This is a genomic window from Candidatus Hydrogenedentota bacterium, assembly GCA_016791475.1.
Lineage (GTDB): Bacteria > Hydrogenedentota > Hydrogenedentia > Hydrogenedentales > JAEUWI01 > JAEUWI01.
The window spans coordinates 1-22,055 of sequence record JAEUWI010000087.1; the positions used below are offsets into that span (position 1 = coordinate 1).

The 22,055-nt window shown below is 61.1% G+C and carries 21 protein-coding genes and 1 tRNA gene; 15 read left to right on the forward strand and 7 right to left on the reverse strand.

What is annotated here, in order from left to right:
* Positions 1 to 242: 242 nt before the first annotated feature.
* The 4 genes from JNK74_26910 (at position 243) to JNK74_26925 (ending at position 3,910) form a co-directional block, all read left to right on the forward strand.
* Positions 243 to 1,499, forward strand: a complete 1,257-nt coding sequence (locus tag JNK74_26910) for a PQQ-like beta-propeller repeat protein (GenBank protein MBL7649823.1) — start codon at positions 243 to 245, stop codon at positions 1,497 to 1,499.
* A 150-nt stretch (positions 1,500 to 1,649) separates the two neighbouring features.
* Positions 1,650 to 2,060 (forward strand): DNA mismatch endonuclease Vsr, encoded by a 411-nt coding sequence (gene vsr, locus JNK74_26915; protein ID MBL7649824.1) that lies wholly within the window; start codon positions 1,650 to 1,652, stop codon positions 2,058 to 2,060.
* Positions 2,061 to 2,075: 15 nt separating this feature from the next.
* Entirely contained in the window at positions 2,076 to 3,290 is a 1,215-nt protein-coding gene (locus JNK74_26920) for a DNA cytosine methyltransferase (protein MBL7649825.1), read from the forward strand.
* A complete protein-coding gene (locus JNK74_26925; protein ID MBL7649826.1) occupies positions 3,287 to 3,910 on the forward strand; it encodes an Eco29kI family restriction endonuclease in 624 nt (207 codons plus the stop codon). Before JNK74_26920 ends, JNK74_26925 begins: the two co-directional genes overlap by 4 nt.
* A gap of 40 nt (positions 3,911 to 3,950) precedes the next feature.
* Here the strand turns inward: JNK74_26925 and JNK74_26930 are convergent, their stop codons facing one another.
* The 3 genes from JNK74_26930 to clpS all read right to left on the reverse strand — a co-directional run bounded on the left by JNK74_26930 (position 3,951) and on the right by clpS (position 7,251).
* Positions 3,951 to 4,520 (reverse strand): NUDIX domain-containing protein, encoded by a 570-nt coding sequence (locus JNK74_26930; protein ID MBL7649827.1) that lies wholly within the window; start codon positions 4,518 to 4,520, stop codon positions 3,951 to 3,953.
* 103 nt (positions 4,521 to 4,623) lie between these two features.
* Positions 4,624 to 6,867: an ATP-dependent Clp protease ATP-binding subunit ClpA gene (gene clpA / locus JNK74_26935; GenBank protein ID MBL7649828.1), complete on the reverse strand. Its 2,244-nt coding sequence runs from the start codon at positions 6,865 to 6,867 to the stop codon at positions 4,624 to 4,626.
* Positions 6,868 to 6,903: 36 nt separating this feature from the next.
* Positions 6,904 to 7,251: an ATP-dependent Clp protease adapter ClpS gene (gene clpS, locus JNK74_26940; GenBank protein MBL7649829.1), complete on the reverse strand. Its 348-nt coding sequence runs from the start codon at positions 7,249 to 7,251 to the stop codon at positions 6,904 to 6,906.
* 103 nt (positions 7,252 to 7,354) lie between these two features.
* Between clpS and JNK74_26945 the strand changes: the two genes are divergently transcribed.
* From JNK74_26945 to JNK74_26965, 5 genes are all read left to right on the forward strand, one after another.
* Positions 7,355 to 7,939: a hypothetical protein gene (locus tag JNK74_26945; GenBank protein ID MBL7649830.1), complete on the forward strand. Its 585-nt coding sequence runs from the start codon at positions 7,355 to 7,357 to the stop codon at positions 7,937 to 7,939.
* Positions 7,939 to 9,018 carry a hypothetical protein gene (locus tag JNK74_26950; protein ID MBL7649831.1) on the forward strand — a complete coding sequence of 360 codons (1,080 nt, stop codon included), beginning with the start codon at positions 7,939 to 7,941 and terminating at the stop codon, positions 9,016 to 9,018. Before JNK74_26945 ends, JNK74_26950 begins: the two co-directional genes overlap by 1 nt.
* Before the next feature lie 34 nt (positions 9,019 to 9,052).
* On the forward strand, positions 9,053 to 9,679 hold the full coding sequence (locus JNK74_26955; GenBank protein ID MBL7649832.1) for a PHP domain-containing protein: 627 nt from the start codon (positions 9,053 to 9,055) through the stop codon (positions 9,677 to 9,679).
* Between the two features lie 2 nt (positions 9,680 to 9,681).
* Positions 9,682 to 10,353 carry a signal peptidase I gene (lepB, locus tag JNK74_26960; GenBank protein MBL7649833.1) on the forward strand — a complete coding sequence of 224 codons (672 nt, stop codon included), beginning with the start codon at positions 9,682 to 9,684 and terminating at the stop codon, positions 10,351 to 10,353.
* A gap of 93 nt (positions 10,354 to 10,446) precedes the next feature.
* Positions 10,447 to 11,208 (forward strand): UDP-2,3-diacylglucosamine diphosphatase, encoded by a 762-nt coding sequence (locus JNK74_26965; protein MBL7649834.1) that lies wholly within the window; start codon positions 10,447 to 10,449, stop codon positions 11,206 to 11,208.
* Here the strand turns inward: JNK74_26965 and JNK74_26970 are convergent.
* Positions 11,177 to 12,034 carry a hypothetical protein gene (locus JNK74_26970; protein ID MBL7649835.1) on the reverse strand — a complete coding sequence of 286 codons (858 nt, stop codon included), beginning with the start codon at positions 12,032 to 12,034 and terminating at the stop codon, positions 11,177 to 11,179. The two genes, JNK74_26965 and JNK74_26970, sit on opposite strands and share 32 nt — an antisense overlap.
* A gap of 178 nt (positions 12,035 to 12,212) precedes the next feature.
* Between JNK74_26970 and JNK74_26975 the strand changes: the two genes are divergently transcribed.
* Positions 12,213 to 13,952 (forward strand): right-handed parallel beta-helix repeat-containing protein, encoded by a 1,740-nt coding sequence (locus JNK74_26975; GenBank protein MBL7649836.1) that lies wholly within the window; start codon positions 12,213 to 12,215, stop codon positions 13,950 to 13,952.
* Positions 13,953 to 14,055: 103 nt separating this feature from the next.
* On the opposite strand, the gene JNK74_26980 is transcribed toward JNK74_26975, so the two are convergent.
* On the reverse strand, positions 14,056 to 16,350 hold the full coding sequence (locus JNK74_26980) for a DNA polymerase II (GenBank protein ID MBL7649837.1): 2,295 nt from the start codon (positions 16,348 to 16,350) through the stop codon (positions 14,056 to 14,058).
* A gap of 176 nt (positions 16,351 to 16,526) precedes the next feature.
* On the opposite strand from JNK74_26980, the gene JNK74_26985 reads away from it, so the two are divergent.
* From JNK74_26985 to glpK, 3 genes are all read left to right on the forward strand, one after another.
* Positions 16,527 to 16,612 (forward strand) — tRNA-Leu (locus tag JNK74_26985).
* A gap of 236 nt (positions 16,613 to 16,848) precedes the next feature.
* Positions 16,849 to 17,280, forward strand: coding sequence for a GntR family transcriptional regulator (locus tag JNK74_26990; GenBank protein ID MBL7649838.1), 432 nt, complete (start codon positions 16,849 to 16,851; stop codon positions 17,278 to 17,280).
* A 95-nt stretch (positions 17,281 to 17,375) separates the two neighbouring features.
* Positions 17,376 to 18,866: a glycerol kinase GlpK gene (glpK, locus tag JNK74_26995; GenBank protein MBL7649839.1), complete on the forward strand. Its 1,491-nt coding sequence runs from the start codon at positions 17,376 to 17,378 to the stop codon at positions 18,864 to 18,866.
* Here the strand turns inward: glpK and JNK74_27000 are convergent.
* Entirely contained in the window at positions 18,775 to 19,122 is a 348-nt protein-coding gene (locus tag JNK74_27000) for a hypothetical protein (GenBank protein ID MBL7649840.1), read from the reverse strand. The two genes, glpK and JNK74_27000, sit on opposite strands and share 92 nt — an antisense overlap.
* Here JNK74_27000 and JNK74_27005 point away from each other — a divergent pair.
* Positions 19,106 to 20,668 (forward strand): glycerol-3-phosphate dehydrogenase/oxidase, encoded by a 1,563-nt coding sequence (locus JNK74_27005; protein MBL7649841.1) that lies wholly within the window; start codon positions 19,106 to 19,108, stop codon positions 20,666 to 20,668. The two genes, JNK74_27000 and JNK74_27005, sit on opposite strands and share 17 nt — an antisense overlap.
* Before the next feature lie 205 nt (positions 20,669 to 20,873).
* Positions 20,874 to 21,356 (forward strand): M50 family metallopeptidase, encoded by a 483-nt coding sequence (locus tag JNK74_27010; GenBank protein MBL7649842.1) that lies wholly within the window; start codon positions 20,874 to 20,876, stop codon positions 21,354 to 21,356.
* A gap of 28 nt (positions 21,357 to 21,384) precedes the next feature.
* Here the strand turns inward: JNK74_27010 and JNK74_27015 are convergent, their stop codons facing one another.
* The gene (locus JNK74_27015; GenBank protein ID MBL7649843.1) at positions 21,385 to 21,954 is read right to left on the reverse strand and encodes a hypothetical protein; all 570 of its coding nucleotides are present in this window, start codon (positions 21,952 to 21,954) and stop codon (positions 21,385 to 21,387) included.
* Positions 21,955 to 22,055: the final 101 nt, after the last annotated feature.

A 22,055-nucleotide genomic window follows, 5' to 3' on the forward strand; every position in this document is an offset into this window, starting at 1 on the left:
GGCTACCGAACGCCAAATGAAGTCTTCTATTCCCAACGAAAAGAACAGCATGTTGCACTTAGAGCTTGAATCCAGGCCGGGCTGCCCTGCGGGAAGGTGGCGGGGGAAGCATCGACGCGGCTAGAATGACGACGGCCTGACCGCGAATGCCGGTCGGGCTGAATACAGCCATTAATTGCAGGGAACGATGGGTGAACCGGCCGGTTTACCCCAGGCAGCAACTTGGGATTGAGGTGACTTCGATGAAGATTCAATATGGTCGTCTATTGCTCCGCGCATGTTTTCTGGCCGCTATCCTGAGCGCGCCCCTGGCCTCGGCCAATTGGCCAAACTGGCGCGGCCCCGAAGGAACCGGCGCCGCACCGGCGGGTAATCCCCCGACCAAGTGGAGCGAGACGGAAAATGTGAAGTGGAAAGTGCCGATTCCCGGCACGGGCCAGTCCACACCGATCGTCTGGGAAGATAAGATTTTTCTCCTGACCGCCACCGATATGGGCGGGGGTACGTGGGCCTTCGATGTGGTGTGCATGAGCCGCGCCGACGGTAAGATTCTCTGGAAGCAGACGGCGGCAAAGGAAGTGCCTCAGGAGGGGCACCACCCCACCGGCAGTTTCGCGCCCTACTCCGCCGTGACCGATGGGAAGTTCGTCTGGGCCAGTTTCGGCTCCCGGGGACTCCACTGCTACGACGTGGACGGAAAGCACCAGTGGAGCAAGCCCCTCGACAAGATGACCATCAAGCGAGGTTTCGGCGAAGGCAGTTCGCCCCTCCTGGCGGACAATGCGATCGTCGTCCTTCAGGACCACGAGGGCAGCTCGCGCATCGCAGCCTACAACAAGGCCACGGGCGAGCTCATCTGGGAGAAGTCCCGGGATGAAAAGACCACCTGGACCTCGCCCATGGCGGTAGAAGTCGACGGGAAGACCCAGATTGTGGTCAACGCCACAAACAAGATTCGGAGCTATGATCTGGCCACGGGCGACTTGATCTGGGAATGCGGCGGTATGACGGCGAATGTCATCCCCACGCCCGCTTTTGGCAACGGCATGGCCTACTGCGCCAGCGGCTTCCGGGCATCGGCCCTCGCGGCCATCAAGCTGGGCAATACGGGCGATCTCACCGGCACCGATTCCATCGCCTGGACCTACAGCGGAGGCACGCCCTACGTTTCTTCCCCCTTACTCTACGGCGACCGCCTTTACTTCCTGAATACCAACACGGCCAAACTTACCAATATCGACGCCAAAACCGGCGCGGTGAAATTCGAACAGGCTCCCCTGGAGGGGCTTGGCATTATCTACGCCTCCCCCGTAGGCGCGGGGGGCCACGTCTACATCGCCGACCGCGAAGGAAAAATCGCCGTCGTAGCCCAGTCCGACAGCTTCACTCCCGTCGCCGTGAACACCCTTGAAGACGGTTTCGACGCCACCCCGGTGATCGTTGGAAACGAACTCTTCCTCCGTGGAAACAAGTATCTTTATTGTATTTCCGCGTCGTAGCCCACGGCATGGAGAGATCAACCAATACGCCGCGCGCCGCAGAGTGCGCGGCGTATTAATTGCAACGGGCCAAGGCGGTCACTCGGTGGTGCCTGGTTGCCATCGAATGTGATATTGTAAGGCTTACGGCGCAAGTGAGAATGGAATACTGTGGACACGCTGTCCAAAGCTGAACGAAGCGAGCTCATGTCCCGAGTCCGGGCCAAGGACTCCGTTCCCGAGCTGGCGTTGCGTCGTCTTGTTCATGGTATGGGTTTTCGCTACCGTCTTCACGGCAGGGACTTGCCCGGTAATCCGGATTTGGTTTTTCCCGCTCGGAACGCTGTAATCTTTATGCACGGCTGTTTCTGGCACCGCCATGCAAATTGTCGACGCGCGCGCATGCCCAAGACCCGCATTGCCTTCTGGACCGAGAAATTGGAAGGCAATCGACTTCGTGATCGCAGAAACCGTCGAAGACTCCGGGCATTGGGGTGGCGTGTGTTGGTGGTGTGGGAGTGCCAGTTGAGCAATCCTGAAAAAGTGTCTATTTTGGTGTACAACTTCCTCAACAACGAATAGGGGGGCGGAGCGATGCTGCAATCGGTCGAACTCTTCGCCGGTGCGGGCGGACTGGCCATGGGCGTAACCCTGGCGGGTTTCGAGTCGCTCGCTGTGGTGGAATGGGACCGATGGGCCTGCGATTCCATCCGAGAGAACCAGCGCAGGGGCTATCCCCTTGTGAAGGACTGGCGCGTCTGGGAAGGCGATGTTCGCCAATTTGACTGGTCCTCCATCCCCGAAGGCATAGATTTGCTGGCGGGCGGCCCGCCGTGTCAGCCATTTTCCATGGGCGGCAAGCACAAGGCATTCGGTGACAAGCGAGACATGTTTCCCTCCACGGTGGATATCGTGCGCAGGTTGAGGCCGAAATCCTTTATCGTTGAGAACGTGAAGGGCCTGACTCGTTCAAGTTTCGCCAATTACTACCAGTACATTCTCCTTCAATTGGAATTTCCCGAAGTGGTGCGGGGAGAGACGGAAAGCTGGTCGGGGCATTTGAAACGACTCCAGGAGGAAAAGACCTCGGGAGCAAGACACCTGTACGGTTTGACCTATAACGTAGTTCCCACGTTGGTAAATGCAGCGGACTATGGGGTGCCCCAGAAGCGCGAGCGTGTCTTTATCGTGGGTTTTCGTTCAGACCTTGGGATAGAGTGGTCGTTCCCGAAGCCGACCCACACCCTGGATGCGCTACTTCATGACCAGTGGGTGACCGGGGATTATTGGGATCGACATGAAATCGCCAGGAAAGATCGACCGGAATTTCCAGAACGATTGGAGTCGCGCGTCCGAAAATTGGCCTCGTGGTCACTGCTCATCGATGAAAAGCCCTGGAGAACCGTACGAGACGCTCTGCGAGGAATGCCGGATCCCCGCTCGAAACGCCCGACGATTTTCAACAACCACGGATTTCAGGACGGAGCCAGACCTTATCCCGGGCATACTGGAAGTCCTCTTGACCTGCCCGCAAAAACGTTGAAAGCGGGCGATCATGGCGTGCCCGGCGGTGAAAACATGATGGTCCTTGAGACGGGTGAGGTGCGCTACTTTACTGCTCGGGAATCGGCCAGACTTCAGACTTTTCCGGATGGCTATGTATTCCGTGGCTCATGGTCGGAAATCATGCGCCAACTCGGCAACGCCGTTCCTGTCGCCTTGGGGCGGCGCGTTGCGGCGTCCGTCGCCGAGCGGATAGCCGAGGCTGAATTGCTGGCCGTGGCACGCTCGCGCTCAAGGACTCGTGCATGACCCGAGATAATGTTGTTCCCTTCAATCCCCTGGACAAACGACAGTTGGGAGAAAGCGTCGCTCAGGCGATGCTTCGTCAACCTGTCGTTCCACTGGCGGAAATTAAGAACTTCGATGGTGCGGGCATATACGCCATTTACTATCATGGTGATTTCCCAGCATATAAACCGATCTCGGGCTCGAACATGGGCGGGCGGTGCAAGGCACCGATCTATATCGGCAAGGCCGTCCCCAAAGGTGCTCGCAAGGGCAGTGATTTGTCTGCCATTCCAGGCCGAGTGCTCTTTTCGCGACTTATGCAACATCTCCGGAGCGTTGAGGAGGCTACGAACCTTTCCGTAGAAGATTTTTCTTGCCGCTATTTGGTAGTCGATGATATTTGGATTCCGCTTGGAGAATCCTTGCTGATTGCGCGATTTGCCCCGCTCTGGAATTCACTCATCGATGGATTCGGCAACCATGACCCCGGCAAAGGACGACACGCGGGTCTGCGACCCAGATGGGACGTACTTCACCCCGGGCGATCATGGGCCGACAAATGCCAACCTCGCCTCGAGACCGCTGAACAGATCGAAACCGAAGCGCTCGAATTTCAAAGGAACAATCCACCTCAAGAATAGTTGCCTATCGGACGGCGTTTTTCGAGCGCACTTGACAAAACTACCCCAGCCCCCGCACCAGTTCCCAGGCCCGGTTCACGAAGTCCCGTTCGCTTTCGTAGGTCATCCGATCGGCGGCCTCGCTCAGGGGCAGCCATTGAGGTTCGAACAGGGCTTCCTCTTCGCTCATGGGCTGGGGGGGCTCGTGGGTCGGGTCGGTCAGTTCCATGAGGTAGTACTGCTCGTCCCGTTCGTGGTGCTTGCCCTTGAACGTGAAGGTGGAATGGCCGGAGCCGAGGTTGCCCGCGATCTTCAGGTGGCAATACCCCGACTCTTCGCAGACCTCCCGCATGGCCGCCTTTTCCGCAGACTCGCCGGGATCGATGTGACCTTTGGGCAGGCGCACTTCGTGGACCAGGATTCCATCGCGTTCGATGTCGCGGACGATCACGAGCACTTCATGGTTGCTGTTGATGACAACGCCCCCGGCGGTCTTGTGGAACTTGGTCTTCACGATGAAACACTTCTCCCGTTTGCTATCTGGGTGCGCGTGGGTTGGCTCCCCCCGTGAACCGGCGCTTCTGTGATCCGGACCGCGTGCCTGACGGGGTCCCTGCGGCCGGTCCGCCACGGACCATCCGCCCAACCGCCGTATTATGGCGTTATGGCGCGTTCAGGGCAAGGGAAATCGACCAATTTCTGACACCCTCGGGCGCTCAAATTTGGAGCGCCTTTCAGTCGGGGTAGGTAAAGGTTATGGCGTCATCCAGCACTTCGACCGTCACCTTGCCGCCCTTTTCCAGGCGCCCGAAGAGCAACTCGTCGGCCAGCGGCGTCTCGATTTCGCTGCCGATGAGGCGGGCCAGGGGGCGTGCACCGAACTTGTCGTCGTACCCTTTGGTGGCCAGCCACTGCCGCGCCGCCGGGGTGATGGCCAGGGTGACCTTGCGCGCCGCGAGCTGCTTTTGCAGTTGGAGAATGAACTTGTCCACCACCTGCTCGATGATATCCATCGGCAGGGCGTTGAAGGGGACAATGGCGTCGAGGCGATTGCGGAATTCCGGTGTGAACGCCTTTTCCACCGCTTTCATGCTCTTGTGGCGGCTGTCGTTTTCGGCCGCCTGAAAGCCGATGGTGGAAGAGGCGAGTTCGCGCGCGCCGGCGTTGGATGTCATGATGAGAATGACATTGCGGAAGTCGGCCTTCTTGCCCATGTTGTCCGTGAGGCTGGCGTTGTCCATAACTTGGAGGAGCACGCTGTAGATGTCCGGGTGGGCCTTCTCGAGTTCGTCCAGCAGCAGTACGGTGTAGGGATTTCTGCGGATCTCGTCGACCAGCAGTCCCCCCTGGTCAAAGCCCACATAGCCGGGAGGCGCACCGATGAGGCGCGACACGGCGTGTTTCTCCATGTACTCGCTCATGTCGTATCGGGCGAAGTGGTTGCCCAGGATACTGGCGAGTTGCTTGGCCACTTCGGTCTTGCCGACGCCCGTGGGGCCCGTGAAGAGAAAACAGCCGATAGGCTTGTCGGCCCGACCGAGTCCCGCGCGTGAGCGCTTGATGGCCCGGGTGATTTGGGTGATGGCGTCGTCCTGTCCGAAGACCACGTTCTTCAACTCGTAGTCCAGGGTGCCCAGCTTTTCCTTGTCGGAAGAAGAAACACTCCGGGCGGGGATGCGGGCGATTTCCGCGATGATCTTTTCGATATCCTGGGGCCGGATCGTCTTGCGATCGGCGCCGCCTTCCAGTTTCACACTCGCCCCGGCTTCGTCGATGACGTCGATGGCCTTGTCGGGCAGGAAGCGGTCATTGATGTGTTTCGCCGAGAGTTCTGCGGCGGCGCGGATGGCGCTGTCGGTGTACAGGATGCCGTGGTGCTCTTCATACTTGGCTTTAAGGCCTCGGAGAATGCGGATCGTCTCCGGCACGCTGGGCTCGTTTATGTCGATCTTCTGGAAGCGGCGGCTTAGGCCCCGATCCTTCTCGAAATGGTTCTTGTACTCTTCATAGGTCGTGGAACCGATACAACGGAGCTCGCCCGACGCCAGCATGGGCTTCAGGATAGTGGAGGCGTCCATGGTGGATTCCGTGGTGGCTCCGGCCCCCACGAGGGTGTGGATTTCGTCGATATACAGAACGATGTGGCTCTGGTTCTGCAGTTCCTTGAGCACGGCTTTCAGGCGCTGCTCGAAGTCGCCCCGGAATTTAGTGCCCGCCAGCATGCCGGCCAGATCCAGCGACACAATTTCCACATCGGCCAGGTACTTCGGTACGCGCCCTTCGTGAATCGCCAGCGCGAGGCCCTCGGCCAGCGCCGTCTTGCCCACGCCCGGTTCGCCCACGAAGATCGGATTGTTCTTCCGCCGACGGCACAAGACGCGCACGGTCCTGCGCAGTTCCTCTTCCCGCCCGATGAGGGGATCGATGCCGCCCCGGGCCGCCTTCTCATTTAGATTTTCCGTGAAGGATTCCAGCGCGCTGCGTTTCGGCGCGCCCTCCTCGTCTTCGTCATCGAACTCGGAATCATCGCCCATGTACTCCGAGCCGTCGGCGGTAATGCCATGGGAAATATAGTTCAACACGTCCAGCCGGGCGATTCCGTCTTCCTGCAGGATCCACGATGCGTGGGAATCGTCTTCTTCCAGCATGGCCGCGAGTATGTCGCCCGAGTCCACCGCATCCCGACCCGAGAACTGCACATGCAGGATGGCGCGCTCGATCAGGCGTTCGAAGGCGGGCGTCTGCTGCAGGACCAGATCTTCGCCTTCCGGGACTGCTTCGAGTTCTTCGCGGAAGAATTCTTCGAGCTGGCGCTCGAGATGGGCGAGATTGCCGCCGCAGGCGCGGAGGATTTCCGAGCCGCGCCGGTCATGGAGCATGGCAAAAAGGACATGCTCGTTGCAGAGGTACTCGTGGCGCCTTTCCCGGGCCTCTTTGAGGGCCTGGCCCAGGGTGACTTCAAATTCCTTGCTGATCATGGATCGGGCACCTCGAAATCTGGCATGTTGCGCAAACTATTCCTGTTCCATCGTGCAACGGAGCGGAAATTCATGATCCCGCGCCATCTCGTGGACGGTCTTAATCTTCGTTTCGGCGACGTCTTTCACATATACACCCGCCACGCCGGAACCATTCTCATGCACACTCAGCATGATGTTCACCGCTTCCTGGTGGGTGCGCCGGAAAACCTGCATGAGTATATCCACCACAAATTCCATCGTGGTGTAGTTATCGTTCAACAAAAGGACTTTATAGCGCCTGGGACGGCTGAGCTTCTGCTTATCCTTCAGTGCCGCGCCCTGCCCCGGCGTGCCGATATATTCCGCCACGGGAATCCAACTCCTTCGACTGTATCCGTTCAGGCGGCCCCTGCCCGGGGCGCGCGCCTTGCAAGCATATGATAGCACAGTTGAGCCCCCCCATGCCTTCGGGGTACAATCACCGTTTACTCGGAGTACTGTATCGATGATTGACGATGGATACGTAAACTATTTTGAAGTACTGGAGCTGGGCGAGGACTGCAAGCCCGGCGAAGTGCGCAACAATTACAAGCGGTTGATCAAGAACCTGCTGCTGGAAATCAGCCGCGTTCAGATCACCGAGAGCCGCCGGGATGCCTTCCTGCTGGATATCGCCAAGCACAACGCGGCATTTTACATCTTGCGGGACAATGACTTACGCCAGCGTTACGCGGACGACCGCGCCGCGGTGATTGCCCTCGAAGATGCCTGGCAGAAGGCCGCCGAATCGAATTCCCCCGAGCTGGATACCTGCCGACGGAAATTCGATGCGGCCCTGCGCCACTTCCTTTCCCGATATATGGAAGAACTTGTGCTTCAGGCCGGCCGCGACAAGGAATGCGTGGAGGCCAGCCATTGGAGCCGTGCCCACGAGCGCCATGCCAGCCGGGTGTTGCGCCACTTTCGCCAGCGGGTTTATCACCAGATCCAGGAGCGCCTTCCCTACTACGAGGTCACGAAGCCGGATCTGAATTGGGACGAGCGTAAATCCTTGGTGCAGAGCATGTTGAAGCAAGGGAGCGCCGTCTGATGGCGAAAAAGAAAGTCGCCGAAAAGGCGCCGGTAACACCGGATATTATCAATAAGTGCCTGGCCAAAGCCGTGGCCGAAGGGGATATTGTCAATCTCCGTTTCCTGTTCATTTCCTATTCCCCCCTCCGGGACTATTCGTCCGAGGATATCGCCGCGGACAAGTACGCCTATCTGGTGCCGCAGTCGACCGAGGGCGATCGCTTCCGCGAAGCGCTGGAGCAGGTAAAACACCCCGAGGTCCAGGAACAGGTCAAGCACGAACTGGAGAAAAAGGGACCGCCCCAGCTCCCCGCACCCCTGGTGACCCTGCTGGCGGACAACGCCGTGCGCCTCGGCAAGTACAAGGCCGCGGCCCAGGCCTATGAGCTCCTACGCATCCGTTCGCGCATGCAGGAAGCCTATCTGGACGAGGCCGACGCGGCCCTGTCCGCCAACGACATTGCCACGGCCGTCCGTGGCTATCGCATCGCGGTCGGGCTGGACTATGACTACGCGGCCTTTCCCGAGCCCATGCCGACCTCGCCCAATTACCAGAGCAGGGCTCAGTTGCTCCACGCGGACTACCCTCGCCGGCCGGAAGACGCGGTGGCCCTTCAGGCACCGGAAATTCATGTCGGAATTGCCCTGAGCTACCTCCTGTTGAACCCCCGGATTGCCGCCCGCCTGGAGGAGCGGCCCCTTCCTCTGCGCCTGAGTTTTCTCGCCGAGCTGGTCCGCCAGGTGGATCCCCAGTGGGACGCCTTTGTGGCCCGTTACGCCGACGCCTGCAAACTCGTGGCCTCCATCGGGGCGCGCCTGGAACGTCAGGCCAACCGTGCGGAGCAGGTTGCGCTGGCGGACGAGATCAAGGCCCTTCAGGCCGAGGACGATCCCGCCGATATCCCGAAAGTGCTCCTGGGCCGGGATATCCCCGACGGCGAATGGTGGCAATATATCAAGGAACTGGCCTACGAACACCCCGCCGCCGCGCTTTTTGTGGTCCGGCAGTTTGTGACCAAGGACCTGGAAATCATCATGCCCCGCTACGTCAAGGGATCGCCGGTTATCGCCGCCCTGGGCCTGGGGCTGGAAGCCTGAACGTGTAACGGGAAGGAATGCCACTGGTACTGCTATGGGATTGATCATCGACCTCCATCTCCATACCCGGCGGCACTCCGCGTGCAGCATAATCGACGAGTCCCGGCTCATTGATCGCGCCGTGAAAGCCGGGTTGGATGGACTGGTGATCACCGAACACCACTACCAGTGGACACCGGAGGAGCTGGCGGCGCTGGTGGCGGCCTCGGGCCATCCCGGATTCCTCGTGATGGCGGCATTCGAATATAGTTCCGCCCGCGGCGATATCCTGATCTACGGGCTTGAGCCCGAGCAGGTGAAGGAGTTTGTGCCGGGCGGGCAGCCGGAAGCGATGCTGGCAAAGGCGCAGTCGATGGGCGCGGTGTGCATCGCGGCCCATCCGACTCGGGCCGCGATCCCTTTCGATGAGCGAATATTCGACATGCCCTTTGAGGCCCTGGAAGTAAAGAGCGTAAACCTCGCCTCCCACGAGCAGCGACTGGCGGAAAAGCTGGCCGACGACCTCGGGCGGAGAAAGACGGCGTCCAGCGACGCCCACCGGCTGGAGGATGTGGGCCGTTACGCCACGGAGTTCCAGGATCCCATCCAGTCCATGGCGGACTTGCGGAATTCGTTGCGCCGTGGTACATTTCGACCATATAACCCCTTGGGACAAGGATAGACATGTCTTCAGAAGATGCCCAGCTCGGCAATGCGCCCTCCGGCGACCTGCAACCCCGCCAGGAAATGAAACGGGATGTCACCGAACTAATCAAAATGGTGGTGCTGTTTCTGATCGTATTCTGGGGCTTGAAGGCCTTTGTCATTGAGGGCTATGAGGTTCAGGGGGATTCCATGATTCCCACGCTGGAAGACCGCGAACGCATTCTCGTGTTCAAGCTGCCCACCAAACTCGCAAGTCTGCCGCTGATCGGCGGATTTCACCCCCTCGACGATGGGGATATCGTCGTATTCGAGAGTACCGTGGAAAGCAACAAGCGCTATATCAAACGCGTAATTGCCCAGGGACCGCCGCTCTCCGAGTCCGACAACACCGTAGACGCCCGTGAAGTGCACAAGGACCAGCCCGCCCCGGACAGCGTCAAAGTGATCTTTGATCGGGGCTCGGTCTACGTGAACAACCGCAAGCTGGACGAACCCTATCTCGTCACCGAAGAGCAGCACTCGCCCGATGTGCGCGACCCTGTCTATCTCGACGCCGGCGAGTACTATGTGCTGGGCGATCACCGCAGCGTGAGCAAGGACAGCCGGAGTTTCGAGGCGGTGGAGGAAGACCAGATTATTGGTCGCGCCGTTCTGCGCATCTGGCCCTTGAGCAGCTTCGGGTTGCTGTAACGTATCGGGCGCTCCCAATCGTTGCGACGTGGCATTCTTGCCGTCCCCGCAAACCCTGAACTTCGATGGCCTGCCGCATAGGATGCTCCCTGCGTGAAGAAAACCCTCATTTTCAGCGATGTCCACTTGAAGGCTATTCCCGAGGACCGGGAGCGGCACCGGGAGTTCGTGGATTTCCTTCGACGTTTCCAGGACGGGGAATTCGAACGGATCATCTGCCTCGGGGATCTCTTTGATTTCTGGTTCGAGTATAAGAACGTCGTCTTCTCCGATTTCTTTGAGGTGCTGCGGGCCTTCGCCGATTTGCGTGACGGAGGAATGGAGCTGCACCTGATTTGCGGCAATCATGACTTCTGGGGCGGCCGTTTTCTCCGCGACGAGCTGGGGTTTCACATCCACCCCAATATCATGGAGCACCGCTTCGGCGAACTGCGCGGACATCTCGTTCACGGCGACGGGATCAACCCCGAGGACCGGAGCTATCGGGCCTACAAGAAGTTCGCGCGGAACCCATTCGTGGTCGGGGCTTTTCGTCTGATTCATCCCGACTGGGCCATGGCCATCGCCCGGGGCGTGAGCCACGGCAGCCGCACCTATCTGGGCACCAAAGATCCCTACACGGGACCGGAGGCCACTTCGCTGCGGCGTTACGCCACCGGTGTGCTGGATCGGGGCGAGGCGGATGTGGTGCTCTGCGGCCATGCCCACGCGCCGGTGCACGAAAGCATCGAGACTTCGCGGGGAACAGGCACTTACATCAACACCGGCGACTGGATCGACCACCGCAGCCATACCATCTGGGATGGCGAGCGCTTCGAGCAGTTCATCGAGGGGCCGGGGTTGCCCCGGCGCTGATTTCAGGTTCCGCCGGTGCGGCGGCCCCCAGAATCGCCAGGGCCACCGCGCGCGAAACCCAGCCGCTGTCCCAGCGATGTGCAAGCCCCGAGGTGTATTCGACCTCGTGGGGGATTTCCAATCGCTCCAATTGCGCCTTCACATCGTCCATCTTGTGATCGCCTTCACGATCCGGCATCAGATAGATACGCGGCGGGCCATCCTTCAACGCTGCCGCGCGCTGCTCCAGCAGTCCTGGGATTGAATAGGCGGTGAAGTGCTCCGCCGTGCCGAAGACGTCGATCATGTTGAACTGATCCGGCGCCGTTTTACCCAGCGGGGCGTCCCACGCCACAGCCCGCTCGAATAAGTCCGGATGGCGCAGGAGCAGCATCACCGCACCGTAACCCGACTTGCTGAAACCCAGGAGGAGCCGTCCGGCGCGCGCACGCTCCACCGGGTAGTGGGCCTCCACCCACGGGATTACCACGTCGATGAAATGGCTCTCCTGACGGAGCGCCGGATCCGTCGGATGATCGGCAAACCAAGGCGTGGCCGAAAAGGCCGGGGCCACACAAATTACACCGTAACGGTTCGCCACATCTCCTTTGGCCGCTTCCTGAATCCCGCTGCCCCAACGGCTTGTGACGCCGGCGGCCACGGGAAGGATGTAGAGCACGGGGTAGCTCTTTCCAGACACCAGGGTGTCCGGCTTCAGGATCTCCACGGGAACGGGGCCGGGCTGGCAGGGGCCTTCCACCACGTGCGTGATGATCGGGGCGGGCGCGGCGAACGCGGAGCCCGCAAGGGCGCAAAGGCACGGTAAGAGATTGCAAAGAATGGTCACGGAACAACACCTCTCGGTCCAGCACGATAATTGGACCCCGACGGGGTCGGCGCATCGGGGAAGGGCTTATCCCCATCCACCAGAACACTATAACCTTTTGACACTTTCGTGGTAGAGTTCAAGCACGCAGGGCGGAAACAGGCACGCCGGCACAATTTACCTCAACGTGGAGAACCCCTTGAAAATGCGTACACTCATGAATTTCTCGTTTGTAACTGCGGGATTGCTCCTCGTGGGTGGCGCCTCCGCGCAGGTCCACGTGGATTCCCGAAACCAGACCGGTACCGAAAATGGCTCCACCCTGAACCCCTATCGAACGGTCCAGGCCGCGGTGGACGCCGCCGCCGAAGGCGAAGAGGTGCGGGTGGCCACCGGCACGTATAACGAAGACGTGCTCGTCATGAACAAGGCCGTGCAACTCCTTGGCGGCTACGCCGGCGGGTCAACGGTCCAGTATGACACCGCCACGGCCGGCGATTTCGTCAGCCGGGATCCGGAAGCCAATATTACCGAGTTGAGCGGCACCGGGGCGGAGTCGGTGATCTCCCTGTTGGAGGCCGGCGAGAGTGTGGTGGACGGTTTCCGCATCACCGGCGGTGGCGGCAGCACCACCGACGCGTTCCGCTCGAGCGGCGGCGGCATCTTCGCGCGCAACGGCGCCCCCGTCATCCGCAACAACACCATACAGGGGAACGATGCCCGGCGGGGCGATCTTGAGTCCTTCGGCGGCGGCATCGCGTCCGACGCGGCGACCATCACCATCGAAGACAACGACATCAGCGAGAACACGGCGGGGCGGGGCGCGGGTATATCCGCCGTGCGCGGCACGGTGATCATTCGAAACAACACGGTCCGCGGCAACGTTGCCGTGGGCGATCACGGCGGCGGTATCTACGTCGGAGCCCCCAGCGCGGTGATCACGGGCAACCGGGTCTTCGAGAACGAGATCGGCCGCGCTCTCGGCTACGGCTGGGGCGGTGGCATTATGGTCTTCAATTCAGGCAATACCGCCTACCTGTCGTTCAACGAAGTGTTCAGCAACTTCGCCGCTGGTCAGGGTGCTGGCGTTTTTGTTGACGAAGCGGCAACCGCCGTGCTGGAAAACGAACTGATCTACGGCAATGAAGTAAACCCCGGACAGGCCAGCGGCGGAGCCGTCTACGTGGACGGCGGCGAAGTGGAGGGCGTGCCGACGGGCTCGAACGTTACCATCATCAACTGCACCATCGCGGCCAATACGGCGGCTGAAACCTATGTCGGCGGCAACGGGCTGCTAATCGAAGGCCTGTCCGAAGTGACCATGCGCAACAGTATCCTCTGGGGCAATGGCGACGACGAAGTCTATGTGCTGCCCGGCTCCACACTCGCGGCAACCTATAGCAACAGTGCCGAAGCTATCGCCGGGACGGGGAACATATCGGCAGATCCCCTCTTTGCCGATATGGCCATGAATGATTTTCATCTCCAGTCCACCGAAGGACGCTGGGATCCCGCGGCCAATGGCGGCGCGGGCGCCTTCGTCGTGGATGCCGCGACGAGTCCGAGCATCGATGCGGGTGATCCCGCGGATAGCTTTGCAAATGAAGAGGAACCCAATGGCGGACGCGTGAATCAGGGCGCTTATGGCAACACGGCGGAAGCCAGCCTGACCCCGGAAGCGGGGGAAGGCGAAGGTGAAGGCGAAGGCGAAGGTGAAGGCGAAGGCGAAGGCGAAGGTGAAGGTGAAGGTGAAGGTGAAGGTGAAGGTGAAGGCGAAGGCGAAGGTGAAGGCGAAGGCGAAGGCGAAGGTGAAGGCAATGGATGCAATCCGGCAAAGGCGCTCCAGCGGGAGGCCCGCAATGTGCGCGGGGACCTGCTCATGTTTGCCGTGGCGGGACTGGGCCTCGTCGGGTGGAGCCGGATGAGCCGTCGCGACTGAGCACGCGATAGACCATAGTTTAGCCGCGATAGTACGCACGGAGCGCAAAGAATGGAGATTCTTTGCGCTCCTTGCGATTCAGTGTCTCAGTCATACCCGGCCCTTAGTCAAACAGCCACAACTGCGGATCCGTAATCCGGCTGAAGCTCGTTCCGCAGAAAGCGAGGATCGCGTCGGCCACGGGAGCGAGTTGATTGTTCAGGTAGTGCCCATAGTCGATGGGGCTCTTGCGATCCTGCACGGGCTCGGGGCCGTGGAGCGTGATGACATAGTGAATGACCGAGCCGTGGAAGCTCGCCAGCTTGCGCGCGGCCTGTACTTGCGGCGGGACGTTCTTCGTGTACTCGGCCATGTCCTTGCGCAGGCGCTTGCGATAGATCAGCAGGTCATCGAGTTTGCCGGCGAGGAGATCACGCGCGGTTTCGAATACATAATCCTCCCAGGGCTCGTCCATGAATACGCGGCGGTATAGCTCGCGCTGGAACTGGCGCGCCAGGGGTGTCCAATCCGTGCGCACGCTCTCCAGCCCGCGAAAGTTGACGCCGAGCGCCCCATCGCTTTCCCGGCGCAGGCCCGCGTAGCGTTTCTTCGTGCCAACGGAAGAGCCCCGTATCGTGGGCATGAGAAACTTGAGGTAGCAGGTCTCGAATTGAAGTTCGAGAAAGGATTCGATTCCGAACTCCACCCGGATCGTCTCGGCCCACCAGGTATTTATCGCAGGCGCGAGGGAACGACCGATCTCGAGTGCCTGTTCCTCGGTATACCCCGCGCCCAGGGCTACAAACAGGCTGTCGGTGTCGCCGTAGATTACCGGATGGCCCCGCGCCTCGATCTGACCCTTGGTGCGCGTCAGGATCTCGTGGCTCCGGCGCGTGATGGAGCTGGCGAGCTTGGGACTGTAAAAGCGGCACGCGGGTGTGCCCAGGACGCCGTAGAAGGCGTTCATCAGGATCTTCGTCGCCAGATTCAGCGATTGATCCTTCTCGCGCTTCGCCTGTTCCCGCGCGGCCCACAGGGTCTCGATCAAGCCGCCAAGAATCGTGGCGTCGCGCGAAAACGCGCCGCCGTGAAAGCCGGGGATGGGATTCTCGCCCGGCTGATACAACGCGAGGGGATCGATGTGAAAGGTGCGGATGATGCTCGGGTACAGGCTCTTGAAATCGAAGACCAGCACGTTGGCGTAGAGGCCTGGAGACGAATCCAGCACGTACCCGCCGGGGTTGGGATTGGCCTCGGGCCGTTCCTTCACATCGGGCGCGACGAAGCCCCGCCGGTGCAGACGCGGCAGATAGAGAAACTCGAAGGCCGCAATGGAGCCGGGCATGCGATCCATGGTGAGACCCGTCAGCGTGGCGCGCGCCACCAGGAAGGGCACCAGCGCCGTCGCCTCGAAAATGTCCCGCACGAGATCGCAGTCTTCCAGGTTGTACGCCGCAAGCTGGACTCTGTCTTCGCGATAGAGGCGGTTGATCTCGGCGACGCGGTCTTCCCCAGGCGCGATAAGTTTCCCACGCCCGAGCAACTCCCGCCCCACACTTTCGAGGCTGAAGTCTTCGAAGCCATAACCCGCCGTTCGCAGCGCGGGGATACCGTCGATCACCATGCGGCCGGGGATGTCGGCTCGGGCCGGCTGGCGTGCCCGTTCGCCCGGATAGATCCGACCAATCTCTCCATCACGGCCAAGGGCGAAAGGGATCTTGAGAGTGCGGCATCGATCGGCCAGAAACAAGAGGTCGAAGCCGATCACGTTCCATCCGATGAGCAAATCCGGGTCTGTCGCGCGGATCCATTCAAAAAAGGCCAGCAGCACGGCCCGCTCGTCGGGAAGGAATCGGAAGGCCTCCGTGTTTTCGCCCGCCCCAACGACATACACGACGCCCGATTCACCGCAACGCGCCGCGATGGAGTAGAGCGCGCCGTCGAGTCCCTCGGTTTCGATATCGATGGAAGCCGCGCGGAGCGTCGGATTATGGCTTGCGGCGCTCACGGCGGGATTGACAAATACTCGGTAGCCGCGCCGCGCCGTGGCTTCGCCCTGCACCAGCACGGGCCCGGTGATGAAGCGTTCCATGAGAAATCGATCCGCCGGGCGAATATCCGACTCGCAGGCGCCGCACTCCGAACCGCTCAACGCTTTGCGCGATTCCTGGAGTGCGCGGGTGGAACGAAAGTAGAGCGCGTCCACCGGCGCGCCCTCCAGCGTTGCCAGGGCTACATTGGCACGGCGGTCCGCCGCGGCGGGTACGTCGCGACGAACGAAAAACACCCCCTCCTGTCCCGTGAACTCCAGCAACACCGGTCCATCGACGCCGGCGGCCCAGTAGCGCAGCGTGAGGCCCTGGGAGGTATCCCGCGTGTGGCGGGTGAGGATGAAAACGGGCAAGGACATGGCGGGCATGGGGGTATTGTGCACCAACCAAAGCGGGCGGCGCCATCGCCGGGACACTTGCGTCCGCCTCGTACACGCTGTCCACAACGTCCGCGCCATCCGCGAGCCCCATTTAAGAACGCATCATCAAATGCGATCAAAAAATTGAATCGTCCCTCCGGTTTGCGATACACTATCGGTCCTTCGCCGGAGTGGTGAAATGGCAGACACGCATGGTTCAGGTCCATGTGCTCGCAAGGGCGTGGAGGTTCAAGTCCTCTCTCCGGCACCATAAATCACCCATATACAGGCTGCGAGGCACCACGTGCCCCCGCGGCCTGTTTTTGTTTTGGCCGCGCGGGCGCCCCGGGCGGAAGGGCCGCTGTCTTTCACGATGCGTACAGGCAGTCAAATAGTAAATATTGGGGTAGCTTTTTCGTGCTCGTCTTACTATAATGTCCATGTGCCGCTGGGCAGCGGCGGATCTGGCAGCAGGTACAACGTGCCTTCAATCACAAAGGAATGGCCATGCTTGAACGAATCAACCTGCAGAGCGACGTGGCGGTCTTTGCGCAAATCGAGAATGAGGTTCGTTTCGCTATTGCCTCGGGCGACCTCAAGGCGGGAGATAAACTGCCCACCGTACGCGCGGTCGCCGAGAAGCTGAACATCAATCCCAACACCGTGGCCAAGGCCTACCGCGACCTGGAAATCATGGGGCTCGTTTACACACGGCGCGGCATGGGCATCTTCATTAAAGAAGGCGTTGGCGAGAAATGCCAGGCCGAGTGCTACCGGGAGATCGTCTGCAAGATGCACGAGGTGGTGGCCGAAGCCAGGGCGGCGGGCCTCAAAGAGTCCGACATCGTTGCGCTCGCGAAGAAATGCTTCGCGTCGAAGACTACGCCCTACGATATCCCCCCGGCCGCCATCCTGGCCATGGTGCGCGGCAGGAAGTAGCTGGCCCCGGAGGGCCCCGGCGGTGTATCGTGTTTCCCGGAAGATGTTAACGGCCGCCCGGCGCCATCGGGCGGTGGACCGTCGGGAAACATGCCATGCAATTTATTCTCTCCATGGACCAGGGAACCACAAGCTCCCGATCACTGCTTGTCGACGCGGCGGGGCGAATTTGCGCCGTGGCGCAGCGCGAATTTCGCCAGATCTACCCCCGGCCCGGTTGGGTGGAGCACGACGCGGCCGAAATCTGGAATACCCAGCTCGCCGTGTCTCGCCAGGTCCTCGCCGAGCATGGCGTTTCGCCGGAAGCAATAGCCGCCATCGGCATCACGAACCAGCGCGAAACAACCGTCGTGTGGGATCGCGCCACCGGCGAGCCGGTCTGCAACGCCATCGTCTGGCAGGACCGCCGCACGGCCGAGCACTGCGACAGCCTGCGCGCCGCCGGTCATGGCGATCTAATCCAGCGTAGGACCGGGCTCGTACTGGATGCCTATTTCTCCGGCACGAAGCTCGCCTGGGTCCTGGACAATGTGGAGGGCGCCCGCACCCGCGCTGAGCAGGGCGAGTTGGCTTTCGGAACCATCGATTCCTGGCTGATCTGGAATCTTACCGGAGGGCGGTGCCACCTCACCGATGCGAGCAACGCATCCCGCACACTCCTCTTCAACATTCATACGGGCGACTGGGATGACGAACTCCTCGCACTGTTGAATATCCCCCGGAGCATTCTTCCCGAGGTGCGCGATTCGAGCGCGGTCTACGGCGAGACCGACGCCGGGCTCCTCGGCGCGCCCGTGCCTGTTGCGGGGATCGCGGGCGACCAGCAGGCGGCCCTCTTCGGCCAGCAATGCATCCGCCCCGGTATGGCGAAGAACACCTACGGCACCGGCTGCTTCATGCTGCTTCACACGGGGACGGAGGCCGTGGCATCGAAGAACAACCTCCTCACCACCGTGGCCTGGCGCCTCGGGGGCAGACTCGAATATGCTCTGGAGGGCAGCGTCTTCATCGGCGGCGCCGTGGTCCAATGGCTGCGCGATGAACTGGGCATGATCCAGAAGTCCTCCGAGATCGAGGGGCTGGCCGCAAGTGTGCCCGACAGTGGCGGCGTCTACCTCGTGCCCGCCTTCACCGGCCTCGGCGCGCCCCATTGGGATCAATATGCCCGAGGCGCGATCCTCGGGCTAACGCGCGGCGCAAACAAGGCCCACATCGCCCGGGCCGCGCTGGAGGCGATTGCGTGGCAGTCGGCGGACGTGCTCCGCGCCATGGAGGCCGACGCGGGCACACCCGTGAAGGAACTGCGCGTGGACGGCGGCGCGGCGGCGAACAATCTGCTCATGCAGATCCAGGCGGATATTTTGCAGGCCCCGGTGGTGCGCACCGCCGTGCTGGAGACCACGGCCCTCGGCGCGGCCTACCTCGCGGGCCTCGCCGTGGGCTTCTGGCCCGATCGCGAGACCTTGGCGGCGCAATGGCAAGCGGAAAGGATATTCACGCCCGAGTTGGCCGCTGCCGAGCGCGACGCCGCCCGCAGAGGCTGGGAAAAAGCCCTGGAACGGGCAAAAGACTGGGAAGAACATTGAACTGCGCGGCAATGACAGGGGCGTATGGGCCAAAACGATCCAAGCCCCAACCCCATAGGGTCCCATAAGCCCCATAAGCCCCATAAGCCCCATAAGCCCCATAAGCCCCATAAGCCCCATAAGCCCCATAAGACCCATAAGACCCATAAGACCCATAAGACCCATAAGACCCATAAGACCCATAAGACCCATAAGACCCATCGCGCGACTGCGAGCTACTAAGAAATTCGGAATCCACCATGAAACGTGAAGACATGATCGCCCTGCTCGAAGAGCACGGCAGCAAACCCTGGGACATGATCATCATCGGCGGCGGCGCCACGGGCCTCGGCACGGCCATCGATGCCGCGTCGCGCGGCTACAAGACGGTGCTCATCGAACGCTCCGACTTTGCCAAGGGCACCTCCAGCCGCAGCACCAAGCTAATCCACGGCGGAGTGCGCTACCTGCGCCAGGGCAATATTTCCCTCGTCATGGAGGCCCTGAAAGAGCGCGGCATCATGCGCCGCAACGCGCCACACCTCGTCCACGACCTGCCCTTTGTCGTGCCCACCTACGACTGGTGGGAAGGTCCCTTCTACGGTATCGGTATGCGTGTCTACGACATGCTCGCGGGCAAATATGGCTTTGGCGATTCGCGCAACCTCTCCCGCGAGGATACCATCAAGCGCCTGCCCACCATCGAGACGGAAGGGCTCCGCGGTGGCGTGGTCTACCACGACGGCCAGTTCGACGACGCGCGCCTGGCCATCAACATGGCGAAGACCGCCGCCGAGCAGGGCGCGGTGATGCTGAACTATGTCAACGCCGCAGGGCTGATCCTGAAAGACGGTTACGTGACGGGCGTGGAGGCGGAAGACCGCGAGACCGGCAAGCACTACACGCTCAACGCCAAGGTGGTGATCAATGCCACCGGCCCCTTCTGCGATGCCGTGCGCCAGATGGAGAATGCCGATCTGCCGCCCATGGTGAAGCCCAGCCAGGGCGTGCACCTCGTCCTGCCCGGTGAATTCCTGCCGGGGCACAGCGCCATCGCCGTGCCGCACACCGACGACGGCCGCGTATTCTTCGCCGTGCCCTGGCACGGCCACGTGATTATCGGCACCACCGACACGCCCATCGACAGCCTCCCCGAGGAACCAGTGGCGCAGGAAGAGGAGATCGTCTTCATCATGAAGCACGCCGCGCGCTACCTCCGCAAGGATCCCAGCCGCGCCGATGTGCGCAGCGTCTTCACCGGCATCCGCCCCCTCGTGGGCAATGGGGGAGAAGAGAATACCGCCGCCCTCTCCCGCGATCACAGCCTCACCATTTCCAAAGGCGGCCTCGTCACCATCACCGGCGGCAAATGGACCACCTACCGACGTATGGCGGAAGATACCGTCGATCAGGCGGCGGAACTCGCTGGCCTCGAAGAGCGCCCCTGCGCCACGAAAGGACTCAACATCCACGGCTGGCACCAGAACACCGAAGAACTCGGACCCCTCGGCCTCTACGGCAGCGACGCGCCAAAAATACACGCGTTGATTCGAGAAGATGGTACCTGGGGAGCCCCCATCCACCCCGCGCTGAATATCTCCGGCGCGGAAATCGCCTGGGGCGCCCGCGAAGAAATGGCCCGCACGGTGGAGGACGCTCTGTCCCGCCGCACGCGTTGTCTCCTGCTCAACGCCCGCGCCAGCATCGAAGCCGCGCCGAAGGTGGCAAGGATACTTGCCCGAGTGCTTGGTAGAGACGAAGCCTGGGAGCAGTCGCAGGTGAAGGAATTCTCGGCGCTGGCCGAGGGGTATGTGTTGAAGTAAGGGACGGGTGAGGCTGAACGGCGAATGGACGCGAATGGACGCGAATGTTTGGAGTTGATGTGCGACCGAGCGACCGTAAGCTGACGCCGGGTGCCACCCATACGCGGTCCGCCTCGGGCGGACGGTAGCTTATGGTCGATGGAATGGCGTGCAGTCAGATAACCCGCGTTATTTGAAGGGGTTTCGCAATGAAGCCACCAAGACCATGATACGTCAACTCGGCAGACTACTCGTCGTAACCATCACGTCGTGGTACGGCATGATGGCCATGCACGAATTGGGCCACTGTGTCACCGCATGGTTGACCGGTGGTCTGGTCGAGAAAGTCCATTTTCCCCTGTTCGGCTTTTCCCAGACCATCTATATCGAGAACCCCCACCCACTCGTCGTTGCGTGGGCAGGGGCGGCTGGCGGCGCGGTCTTCGCGGCGTTGCTCCTCGGGCTTTCGCGCCACCTGCGTCGTCCTGTTCAGCACGCCCTGCGCTACTTCGCGGGGTTCTCCCTCATCGCCAACGGTCTCTATCTCGGTCTTGGCGGATTCGACCGCGTGGGCGATTGCGCCGAGCTGTTGAACCACGGCGCGAAGCTCTGGCAGCTCGTCGTTTTCGGCATCGGGGCGACGACTTTGGGAATGTACAGTTGGCACCGCATGGGGCCCTTTCGAGCGTGGTTCAGGCCGCTTTCGTAAAGGCCATCGACGTTTGCCACCAACTCCCTCATCTGCCCTGCCGAAAATAGCTCTTGACCAACATCACCAGGACCAAAGCAACCATGCCGCCCACCCACCAGATGCGTTGGTCAATCTGCATGCCGAAGGGCAACTTCACAAGGGGCTCTTTTACTATCAAGGAATTGGCGGCATGCTCCAGCAGCATGCCAACCACGAACGTGATCATCATGAAGGCAAAGCCGTTTCCAAGCCACGCACCAAAAAACACCACCATCAGCATCAGCCGACAAAGATCCGCCAAGCGGGCCAAAGGCGTGATCTCGTATTTGAGTATCGCCGCCTGAAGGTCGCGCACGATGTCGTGGGCGTCCGGGCGGTGGTGCACCGTCACGTTTGATCGCTCGACGCACACCGTCGCCGCCGGGGCATCCAGATCGATGCGCTCCAGAGGAAGCTCCCGATCCGCCAGCAGCGCGTCCAGAGAATCGAAGGTATCCTGGTAGTAGCGGTAGACACAGGGGCCGGATTGGGCCAGGACGCTTTCCATGGCGCGAAGCGCCTCCGCATTTGCCCCGATGCGGGGAAGCTTGAAGCTCTTGCTTTTCTCAAATTCCATTTCGTGCCTCCTGCCGCGATCCATCGCTGAGTGATCCCCAGTTTTCGATTCTTTGCAATTGTTTGTGTAGCAGATAGTTAGCTGTTGACGTAGCGCCAAAT